This window comes from Kitasatospora sp. NPDC059571, assembly GCF_042735675.1.
Taxonomy (GTDB): Bacteria; Actinomycetota; Actinomycetes; order Streptomycetales; family Streptomycetaceae; genus Kitasatospora.
The window spans coordinates 1-9,728 of record NZ_JBHWBW010000296.1 but is presented as its reverse complement, the minus strand read 5'-3'; the positions used below and the strand labels follow the sequence as shown (position 1 = coordinate 9,728).

Below are 9,728 nucleotides of genomic sequence, written 5' to 3'. Positions count from 1 at the left end.
GCACCCGGCGCCCGCCCGCCCACGCCCCGGCGCTGAGCCACCCCGCCCGCGCCCCCAGCGAGCGGCGCGCCGCCGCGGTGCCCCTGCCCGGACCCCTCGGCCGCTGGCTGGCCGAGCGGAACCCGGACTGGCGCTTCGTCACCCGCACCGCCGACACCGCCGACGGCCGGCCGGACGGCGCGGCGGACGGCGAGCGGATCTGGCAGGAGGGCCTGTTCGCGGAGCGGGTCACCCACCTGACCCGGCTGCGGCGCACCGACCCGGCGGCCGGCCTCGCCCTGCTGCGCACCACCTGGTCGACGGAGCGCGCCGAGGACCGGCTGCTCTTCCTCGACGCCCTGCAGGACGGCCTGGGCGCGGCCGACGAGCCGTTCCTGGAGGCCGCCCTCGGCGACCGGAGCAAGAACGTCCGCGCCACCGCGGCGGAGCTGCTCTCCACCCTGCCCGGCTCGGCCCTCGCCGCCCGGATGGCCGAGCGCGCCCGCGGCTGCGTGCGGCCGCGCGACGGCCTGCTGGACGTCTCGCCGCCGACCGAGTGCGACCAGGCGATGCAGCGCGACGGTGTCCCGGTGAAGTCCCCGACCGGCCGCGGACAGCGGTCGTGGTGGCTCGGCGAGATCGTCGCCGCGGCCCCGCTCGCGCTGTGGACGGAGTCGACCGGGCTCACCCCGGAGGGCCTGCTGGCACTGCCCGCGCGCGAGGGCGGCGAGGCCGACGGCGCCGACTGGTCGGGCGAGCTGCGCGAGGCCTGGGCCAGGGCCGCCGTGCGGCAGCGCGACGCGGCGTGGGCCCGGGCCCTGCTCGGCCCGGCCCCGCGCGGCCAGGGCCCGGCCCGGGCCGCCGGGGCCCCGGCCAAGCTGCTCGCCGTGCTGCCGGAGGCCGAGCGCGCCGCCTGGACGGCCGCCTTCGTCCGGGCGAACGGCCTGGGCGACGCCTTCCAGCTGCTCGGCGCATGCGCCACGCCCTGGACGCCGCCGCTGTCGACCGCGGTCGTCGCCGCACTGGAGCGGGCCGCCGCCTCCGGCGCCTATCCGTGGAGCCACAGCGGCGTGCTCGGCATGACCGAGCGCTCACTGGCCCCCGAGGCGGCGCCCGCCGTCGAGGCGCTGGCCGCCGACGCCACCCCCGACACCGCCTGGTCGGACACCTTCACCCGGCTCTCCGAGACGCTCCGGCTGCGCGCCCGGATGCTCGCCGAGCTCGCACCCGGCGGCATGCCGCCCGGGCCGCCCGGCCGGCCCCCGCAGGACGGCGGGTGACACCGCGGGCGGCACGGCAGGCGGGCAGCACAACGGGCCGGGGCCCGCGACACGCGGGGCCCCGGCCCGGAGCGGCAGTCCTCGGCCCGGCGGTCAGCCGGCCGTACGGAGGTTGGCGGCCACCCAGCTGACCACCGACTGGGTCGGCGTGCCCGGGGTGAAGATGTCGGCCACGCCGAGCTCCTTGAGCTGCGCGATGTCCTCGTCCGGGATGATCCCGCCGCAGAAGACCTTGATGTCCGCCGCGTCGCGCTCCTTGAGGAGCTCGATCACCTTGGCGCAGAGCGTCATGTGGGCACCGGAGAGGATGGACAGCCCGATGCCGTCGGCGTCCTCCTGGATGGCCGTGTCGACGATCTGCTCCGGGGTCTGGTGCAGGCCGGTGTAGATGACCTCCATACCGGCGTCGCGCAGCGCGCGTGCGATCACCTTGGCGCCGCGGTCGTGGCCGTCGAGCCCCGGCTTGGCGACCACCACACGGATCGGCCCTGACACACCCATGACTGCCTCCTGGACGACGTTGTCCACCACCCGGCTCGCCTGAGCGGACACCGGCGCTGTGTTAACAGCTTCTAACAGACCTGAGGGGCAGAGTAGCGCCACCTGGACCGATCGGCGGTTTTCGGCCGTCGAGAGGAGGGGAAAATCACAGAGCTGTCCATCAGCACCCCCTGGTACCAGACCTTCCGTCACCCCTGCGTCGGCCGCCGCAGGGGCCCCCGCGCCACCCTGCCGGGGAGAGCCGCATGACGATCCCGTTCCAGCGGACGGCCGCCACCGTCCGCGGCGCGGGCGCGGAAGCCGCCGCGCTCGCGCACCACCTGGTCCGCTACCCCACCGGAATCCCCGGCGAGCACCGGCCCAGCCGCTGCCCGGACCGGCCCGCACCGCCCGGCGTCCGCCCGGGCGGCCGACCGGTCCTGCTGCTGCACGGCCTCGCCGACAACCGGGCCGTCTTCACCCCGCTGCGCCGCGCCCTGCACCGCCACGGCTGGACGCACCTGCACGCGCTCAACTACTCGCCGCTGACCCGGGACGTCCGGGCGGCCGCCGTCCTGCTCGCGCGCCACGTCGAGTGGGCGGTCCAGGCGCATGACGGCGGCCCGGTCGCCCTGGTCGGGCACAGCCTCGGCGGCCTGATCGCGCGCTACTACGTGCAGCGGCTCGGCGGCCACGAACTGGCCCCGGCCGTCATCACGCTCGCCACCCCGCACGAGGGCACCAGCGCGGCCATGCTGCCGAACCCGTTCCCGATCACCCGTCAGCTGCGGCCGGGCAGCGACCTGCTGGCCGAGCTCCGCCTTCCGGCGCCCGACTGCACCAGCCGATTCACCGCCGTCCGGGGCGAGTTGGACGAGGTGGTGCTCCCTCACCGGAGTGCCGGACTCCACCATCCCGACCTCGCCGCGGTCAATCTGGCCGTCCCCGGCGCCGGTCACGTCGGGCTGCCCGCGCACCCCCGGGCGGTGGCCGCCGTCCACCGGGCCCTGGAACTCTGGGCGGCCGGGCCGCTGACGGAGCGCCACGCCTGCTGAGATGCGGAATCTCGGCGAGCGCGTGATCAAGCACTACAGTCTCGACCGCTTTCTCCCCATCGTCCCGATTCCGAGGAGGCGGTACGCCATGACCGCCGACAGCAGTGGTGCCGACCGCGGCACCTCCGACCCGGGCCGCGTCGACCGCACGGGCGCCGCGCGCGGCGGCTCGGCCCGCCTCCCGCGCGCCCGCTCCAAGCGCACCCGCGGCCAGCACCGCGACCCGCGGCGGACGACGCTGCCGCGCTGGGGCCTGAACCGCGGCGCGACCGCCGACGGAGCCGCCCACCGGACGGCCGCCGTCGGCCCCGCCGCCGACACCGGGGCGGCCGAGCGCGCCGGCCGCACCCCCACCGCGGGCGACACGGGTGGCCGTAGCGGCAGTGGCAGCAGCGGCCCGGCCCCCGGACAGGTGGTGCTGCTCAGCGTCGCGCTGCCCTCCGCCACCGTCCCGGGATCCTTCTCACCGGCCGCGGCGACCGCCCGCACCGACACCGCCCTGCGGCCCGCACTCGTCCCGGCGCTTCCCCGGGCTCTCCCCCCGGCGCTTCCTCCTGCGCTTCCCCGGGCGCTCCCGCCGGGGCCGAGGCCGGCCCTCGCACCACCGGTGCCGCAGCCACCCGCCGTACTCGCACCCGCCGCACCCGCACCCGCACCCGCCGTACCCGACACCACGGCGCCCGAGGCCGACCGGCCGGCGTTCTGCCTGCCGGTGGCCGCCCGCGGGCTCGGTGCGGTGTTCGGCCGGGCCGGCGCACACTGGGCGGCCCGGCACACCGGCATCGACTTCCCGGTCCCCGCCGGCACGGCCGTGCACGCCGTGACCGACGGCGCCCTCAGTACGGGCTGGACCCCGGCCTACGGCTATCTGGCGATCGTGCGGGCCGCCGACGGCACGGAGACCTGGTACGCGCACCTAAGCGGGTGCCGCCTGCGCAACGGACCGGTGCGCGCCGGGGACGTCATCGCCGCCTCCGGCGCCACCGGCAACGCCACCGGGCCGCACCTGCACCTGGAGGTACGGCCCCGCGGGGGTGAGCCGGTCGACCCGCTCCCGTGGCTGCTGGCCCGCGGGCTCGACCCGCGCTGACCCGCTGCCGCGGACGCCCCCGCCCGCGCACCGGGCGGGGGCCGGGCGTCAGAGCTTCTCGACCGGCGCGTACCGCAGCAGCAGCTGCTTGCGGCCGGTCGACCCGAAGTCGATCGTCGCCTGCGCCTTGTCGCCGACGCCCTGGGTGGCGACCACCGTGCCCAGGCCGAAGGTGTCGTGGGTGACCCGGTCGCCGACCGCCAGGGAGACCACCTCGCGCTCGGTCACCCGGCGCGCCGACGTGCCCCAGCCGGGCGCCGGCGACGAGGTCGTCGAGCGCGCCGAGGAACCCGACCCGTACGAGCGCGAGGCGCCGGACGAGCTCGGCGAGAAACCGCGGGCTGCGGGGACCGAGGCCGTGCCGCCGGTGCGCTTCCACTCGACCAGGGTGTCCGGGATCTCCTCCAGGAACCGCGAGGCCGGGTTGTACGAGGGCTGGCCCCAGGCGCTGCGCAGCACCGAGCGGGTCAGGTAGAGCCGCTGCCGGGCGCGGGTCAGGCCGACGTAGGCGAGCCGGCGCTCCTCCTCCAGCTCCTTGACCTGGTTGAGGGCCCGCATGTGCGGGAAGATGCCGTCCTCCATGCCGGTGAGGAAGACCACCGGGAACTCCAGCCCCTTGGCGGTGTGCAGGGTCATCATCGTGATGACGCCCTGGCCCTCCTCGTCGTCCGGGATCTGGTCGGAGTCGGCGACCAGCGCGACCCGCTCCAGGAAGTCGGCGAGCGAGCCGACCGGCGGGGCACCCTCGGCGTCCTCGCCGTCCGGGCGCTCGCCCGGCTCCTGCTCGTACTCCAGGGCGACGGAGGCGAGCTCCTGGAGGTTCTCGATCCGGGTCTCGTCCTGCGGGTCGGTGGAGGCCTGGAGCTCGGCGAGGTAGCCGCTCTCCTCCAGCACCGCCTCCAGCACCGCGGCGGGGCCGGCGCCGGACTCCACGACCTGGCGCAGCCCTGCCATCATCGCGTTGAACTTCTTGACCGCGTTGGCTGACCGGGCCGCTATCCCGTACGCCTCGTCGACGCGCACCAGCGCCTGGGCGAAGCTGATCCGCTCACGGGCGGACAGGGCGTCGATCATCGCCTCGGCGCGCTCGCCGATGCCGCGCTTGGGCACGTTGAGGATGCGGCGCAGCGGGACGGTGTCCTCGGGGTTGGAGAGGACGCGCAGGTAGGCCAGGATGTCCCGGACCTCCTTGCGCTCGTAGAAGCGGACGCCGCCGACGACCTTGTACGGCAGGCCGACCCGGATGAAGACCTCTTCGAAGACGCGGGACTGCGCGTTGGTGCGGTAGAAGATCGCGACGTCGCCGGGCCGGGCGTCGCCCTTGTCGGTGAGCCGGTCGATCTCGTCCGCGATGAACTGGGCCTCGCCGTGCTCGTCGTCGGCGACGTAGCCGACCACCCGCTCGCCCTGGTCGCCGGCGGTCCAGAGGTTCTTCTTGCGGCGGTTGGTGTTGCGCTCGATGACGGCGTTGGCGGCGCTGAGGATGGTCTGCGTGGAGCGGTAGTTCTGCTCCAGCAGGATCGTCGTCGCGTTGGGGTAGTCCTCCTCGAACTGGAGGATGTTGCGGATCGTGGCGCCGCGGAAGGCGTAGATCGACTGGTCGGCGTCGCCGACCACGCAGAGCTCGGCCGGGGCGATCTGGGCGAGCCGGGCGGCCGTCGGGTTCACGAAGTCGCCGTCCGCGGTGAGCTTCGGCGCGTCGCCGAGGGCGCCGCCGGACAGCTCCCGGACGAGGGTGTACTGGGCGTGGTTGGTGTCCTGGTACTCGTCGACCAGGATGTGCCGGAAGCGGCGGCGGTAGTGCTCGGCGACGTCCGGGAACGCCTGGAGCAGGTTGACCGTGGTCATGATGATGTCGTCGAAGTCCAGCGCGTTGGCCTCGCGCAGGCGCCGCTGGTAGAGGGTGTACGCCTCGGCCAGCTTCTTCTCCGTCGGGTTGGCGGCCTGGTCGGCGTAGGTCTCCTCGTCGATCAGCTCGTTCTTGAGGTTGCTGACCTTGGCGGTGAACGACTTCGGCGGGAACTGCTTGGGGTCGAGGTCCAGGTCGCGGCAGACCAGGCCCATCAGCCGCTGCGAGTCGGCGGAGTCGTAGATGGAGAACGACGAGGTGAAGCCGAGCAGCTTGGACTCGCGGCGCAGGATCCGGACGCAGGCGCTGTGGAAGGTGGAGACCCACATCGCCCGGGCGCGCGGGCCGACCAGCTCCTCGACGCGCTCGCGCATCTCGCCGGCGGCCTTGTTGGTGAAGGTGATCGCGAGGATCTCGCCGGGCTGCACGCCGCGGGCGCCGAGCAGGTGGGCGATCCGGTGGGTCAGCACCCGGGTCTTGCCGGAGCCCGCGCCGGCCACGATCAACAGCGGGGAGCCGTGGTGGACCACGGCCTCGCGCTGCGGGTCGTTCATGCCGGCCAGCAACTGCTCCGGGTCGATCACCGGGCGGGCGGCGCCGTTGCGGTACCACGCGTCGCCCTCGGGCTGCGCGGAGTAGTCGCCCTCGAACAGCCCCTCCGGGATCGCCTCCTCGTACGGCGGCTCCTCGTGCAGCGGGGGCTCGTCGTGGGCGGGGCTCGACCCGGCCGAGGGGCTCTCGAAGCCGGGGAGCGGGAGGTCGTCAAAGAGGCTACTCATGGCATTCCGAGTGTATGGCCCGCCACCGACACACCCGGCCCGGTCCCGCGATCCCCGCCCCTCCGGGGGTCGGACGGGCCGGGCTAGGTCAGGGCGCGTCCGGGTAGACGAATGCCACGAAGCCTCCGTACGCGGCCGACATCAGCGCCGCCGACGCCAGCAGCAGGGCCAGCGAGGAGCGGCTGCGCAGCCGCCCGAGGCCGTTGGCGACCGGCAGCAGCAGGCCGAAGGCGGGCAGCAGGAAGCGGGCGCGGGAGTTGAAGTAGGCGGCGTCGCCGAGGGCCAGCACGAGCATCGCGGCGCTGAACAGCACCAGGACCAGGGGCTGCCGCTGGAGTGCCGAGACCACCAGCAGGACGACCGAGCAGGCCAGCACCGCGGCGACCACCACGTCGGTCAGCCAGACCTGGTCGGCGCGGGTGAAGAGGTCCCGCAGCGAGTAGAAGGTGCTGCGGCCGAGGTCGAAGTGGGAGTGCCAGGCGTCCTGCACCCGGAAGTAGCCGTCCCAGCGGCCCTTCACCGTGCCGACCCAGGCCAGGAAGCCGACGAAGCCGAGCGGCGCGATCAGCGCGCCGAGCGCCGCCCGCAGGCCCTCGCGCCGCCGGACGACCTCCCAGAGGGCCGCGGTGCACAGGGCTGCGGCCAGCGCGATGCCGGTCGGCCGGGTGAGGCCTGCGGCGAGACACCAGATGCCGGCCCAGACCCAGCGCCGGGTCAGCGCGGCGTAGACCGACCAGGCGGCGAAGGCGGTGAACAGCTGCTCGGAGTAGGCCGCGCTCTCCACCACCGCGTACGGCGTGACGCCCCACAGCACGGCGGTGATCACCCCGATGCGGTGGCCGTAGAGGTGAGCGCCGACCGCGTAGATCCCCCAGGCGGCGGCCAGTGCGGCCGCCCAGGCGACCAGCAGCGCCGCCTGGTTGGGCGGCAGCGGCAGCACCCGGTGCACGGCCGAGATCAGCGCGGGGTAGGCGGGGAAGAACGCGTACGGCTCGTACGGGCCGTAGGGGCCCGGCCGGGGCACCGTGCCGGCGTAGCCGTGGACGGCGATCGCCTGGTACCAGTAGGCGTCCCAGAGGGAGGAGAGCCGGCCCATCCCGGAGGTGCCGCGGCGGGCCCCCCAGAGGGCGAGGGCGCCGACGCCGACGGCGCGTACGAGCGCGTAGCCGAGCAGCGCCGGCGCTGCGGTCCGCAGGGCGACGGCGAGCCGGCCGGCCTGCTCAGCCGCCCGGCGGTCGAGGCCCCGGACGGCCGGTTCGGTGGACACATGGACTCCAGCGGTGTGGCCGCGGGCCACCCGCGGTCATCGGCCTTGTCGGTCGCGACGCGGACCCGAGTGCCGCACGACCCGGACACCATGTCAGCCGTACGGCTCGCGGATGGCAAACAGGATGTCAACCCTTGCTGACGAGTGGCCGACAGTCGCGGTTCCGGCCGGCCGACGCGGCGTCAGCCGGCGTGCCGCTCCAGGAGCGCCACGGTCAGGCCGCGCACATGCTTGATCTCGGTAGGAGTGTAGGCCGAGCGCAGGGCCGCCGCCTCGGCAACGGGGAACTCCTTCAGGGGGTCGGCGTCGCCGCCCGTGGTGACCACCCAGATCCGCGAGGTACCGGCGAGGCAGGCGGCGGGCTGCGCGCAGGGGAGCGCGAACAGGTCGTTGCGCGCCACCGCGGACTTCGCCGCCAGCACGTCCTTCAGGTGGACGCTGCCGGGCAGGTAGTAGTCGACCTCGTAGTCGAGCATCATGTACGACTGGTTGCCGCGCAGCGGTGCGAAGCCGTCGCCCGGCCGGTACCCGGCGGCGATGACCGACGCCGCGGCGCGGCCGTTCGTGGTCTCGTGCGCCGTGGTCGTGCGGACGTGCTGGAGGTCGGGCCGGGCCAGCACGGCCACCGCCAGCAGCACCACGGGGGTCAGGAAGGACGGGCGGAGCGAGGCCAGGCCGGCCGCGGCCAGCACGGCCCAGGCGGTCACCGTGTAGAGCTGGTAGCGGTCCAGGAAGTACGAGGCGTGGCCCTGGGAGACGATCCAGGTGAGCACGATCGGCAGGGCGGCGATCAGGCCGATCTCGAGGGCGGGGCGGCGGCCCCGGGCCCAGCCGGCCGGGACGGCCGCCAGCGCGAGGACGCAGAGGCCGACCAGCACCGAGCCGAACAGCCCCTGCCAGTGGTCGCCGATCGCGTGGATGTCGGGCGTGTGCAGCCAGGAGATCTGCCGGCCGACCTGCCGCTGGCCGACCGCGACCAGCGGCACCACCGGCAGCAGCCCGACCAGCACGGCGACGGCGAAGGCCGGCAGCAGGCGGCGGCCGCGGCCGTCGCGGCGGCGCAGCAGGACCACCGCGGCGTGGCCGGCCAGGAAGACCAGCGACACCATGTGCAGCAGGCCGGCCGCCGCGACCGCCACGGAGTACGGCAGCCAGCGCAGGAGGGTGGAGCGCTCCGCGGCGTGCAGCAGCAGCCAGGTGGCCGCCGAGGCGGCGAGCACCACGAAGGCGTACGAGCGGACCTCCTGGCCGTACCGGGAGACCGACGGGAACAGGGCCAGGAGCACCCCGGCCAGCAGGCCGACCCGGCTGTCGAAGAGCTTGCGGGCGGTGAGCGCGGTGAACACCGCGGCGCCGGTCATCGCCAGCGCGGAGGGCAGCCGCAGCACGACCGGGGAGTCCCCGAAGAGCGAGATCCAGCCGTGCATGAAGAGGTAGTAGGCGCCGGAGACGGCGTCGACGTGCTCGAGCATGTCGAGCAGCTCGCCGGTGCTGCGGGTCGCCGCGCTCCAGGTGGCCAGCTCGTCGCGCCACAGCTCGGGGCGTCCGCTGCGGTACACGGTGGCCGCCAGCGTCAGCAGCGCCGGCCAGAGCCAGAAGGTCCGGTCGAGGAGGGCCCCGAGGCCGGATGCGGCCCGGCCGCGCCGTCCGCGGGGGCTGCCCGCCCCGGAACCCGGTCGAGCAGGAGCCGTGGCGCTGGAAGTCATGTCGTCCGAACCCTCCGGGCCGTGGCAGCACGGCGAGTCTGAGTACATCTGCACGGCTCCGCGGAATCCCCCCGGGCCCCGTTCCCGACCGGGCCGTGCGGGCCGGGGACCGGGCGGGGCCGCGCATCGTGTACGCGCGACCCGATGGTCTCCGGGGCCGGAACCGGTGGGGAGTCCGGGCCATGGTACCCAGCCCCCGGCTCGGCGGGGCGAGCCGGGGGATCATCCGGGACGGTGCGGGGG

At 75.1% G+C, this 9,728-nt stretch carries 7 protein-coding genes; 3 read left to right on the top strand and 4 right to left on the bottom strand.

The genetic code is table 11. The features are described 5' to 3' along the window. Window positions 1-1,259, top strand: a 1,259-nt coding sequence (locus ACFV0G_RS26680) for a DUF5691 domain-containing protein (RefSeq protein ID WP_380553014.1), incomplete at its 5' end; no start/stop codon positions are given. A 93-nt stretch (window positions 1,260-1,352) separates the two neighbouring features. Here the strand turns inward: ACFV0G_RS26680 and ACFV0G_RS26675 are convergent. Continuing rightward, window positions 1,353-1,760: a cobalamin B12-binding domain-containing protein gene (locus ACFV0G_RS26675; protein ID WP_380553017.1), complete on the bottom strand. Its 408-nt coding sequence runs from the start codon at window positions 1,758-1,760 to the stop codon at window positions 1,353-1,355. A 245-nt stretch (window positions 1,761-2,005) separates the two neighbouring features. Here ACFV0G_RS26675 and ACFV0G_RS26670 point away from each other — a divergent pair, with 245 nt between their 5' ends. Together ACFV0G_RS26670 and ACFV0G_RS26665 are read left to right on the top strand one after the other, a co-directional pair. Then, window positions 2,006-2,794 carry an esterase/lipase family protein gene (locus ACFV0G_RS26670; protein ID WP_380553011.1) on the top strand — a complete coding sequence of 263 codons (789 nt, stop codon included), beginning with the start codon at window positions 2,006-2,008 and terminating at the stop codon, window positions 2,792-2,794. A gap of 88 nt (window positions 2,795-2,882) precedes the next feature. Further along, window positions 2,883-3,884: a M23 family metallopeptidase gene (locus ACFV0G_RS26665; protein WP_380553008.1), complete on the top strand. Its 1,002-nt coding sequence runs from the start codon at window positions 2,883-2,885 to the stop codon at window positions 3,882-3,884. 48 nt (window positions 3,885-3,932) lie between these two features. Here the strand turns inward: ACFV0G_RS26665 and pcrA are convergent, their stop codons facing one another. The 3 genes from pcrA to ACFV0G_RS26650 all read right to left on the bottom strand — a co-directional run bounded on the left by pcrA (window position 3,933) and on the right by ACFV0G_RS26650 (window position 9,485). Next, on the bottom strand, window positions 3,933-6,512 hold the full coding sequence (gene pcrA / locus ACFV0G_RS26660; protein ID WP_380553005.1) for a DNA helicase PcrA: 2,580 nt from the start codon (window positions 6,510-6,512) through the stop codon (window positions 3,933-3,935). A gap of 88 nt (window positions 6,513-6,600) precedes the next feature. After that, window positions 6,601-7,779, bottom strand: a complete 1,179-nt coding sequence (locus ACFV0G_RS26655) for a glycosyltransferase family 39 protein (protein WP_380553002.1) — start codon at window positions 7,777-7,779, stop codon at window positions 6,601-6,603. Between the two features lie 182 nt (window positions 7,780-7,961). After that, complete coding sequence (locus ACFV0G_RS26650) at window positions 7,962-9,485, bottom strand: glycosyltransferase family 39 protein (protein WP_380552999.1); 1,524 nt, start codon at window positions 9,483-9,485, stop codon at window positions 7,962-7,964. Window positions 9,486-9,728: the final 243 nt, after the last annotated feature.

Excerpts from the sequence above, each read along its gene's own strand:
- ACFV0G_RS26675 (WP_380553017.1), bottom strand. The coding sequence starts at position 1,760 with ATGGGTGTGTCAGGGCCGATCCGTGTGGTGGTCGCCAAGCCGGGGCTC.
- ACFV0G_RS26670 (WP_380553011.1), top strand. The coding sequence starts at position 2,006 with ATGACGATCCCGTTCCAGCGGACGGCCGCCACCGTCCGCGGCGCGGGC.
- ACFV0G_RS26665 (WP_380553008.1), top strand. The coding sequence starts at position 2,883 with ATGACCGCCGACAGCAGTGGTGCCGACCGCGGCACCTCCGACCCGGGC.
- pcrA (WP_380553005.1), bottom strand. The coding sequence starts at position 6,512 with ATGAGTAGCCTCTTTGACGACCTCCCGCTCCCCGGCTTCGAGAGCCCC.
- ACFV0G_RS26650 (WP_380552999.1), bottom strand. The coding sequence starts at position 9,485 with ATGACTTCCAGCGCCACGGCTCCTGCTCGACCGGGTTCCGGGGCGGGC.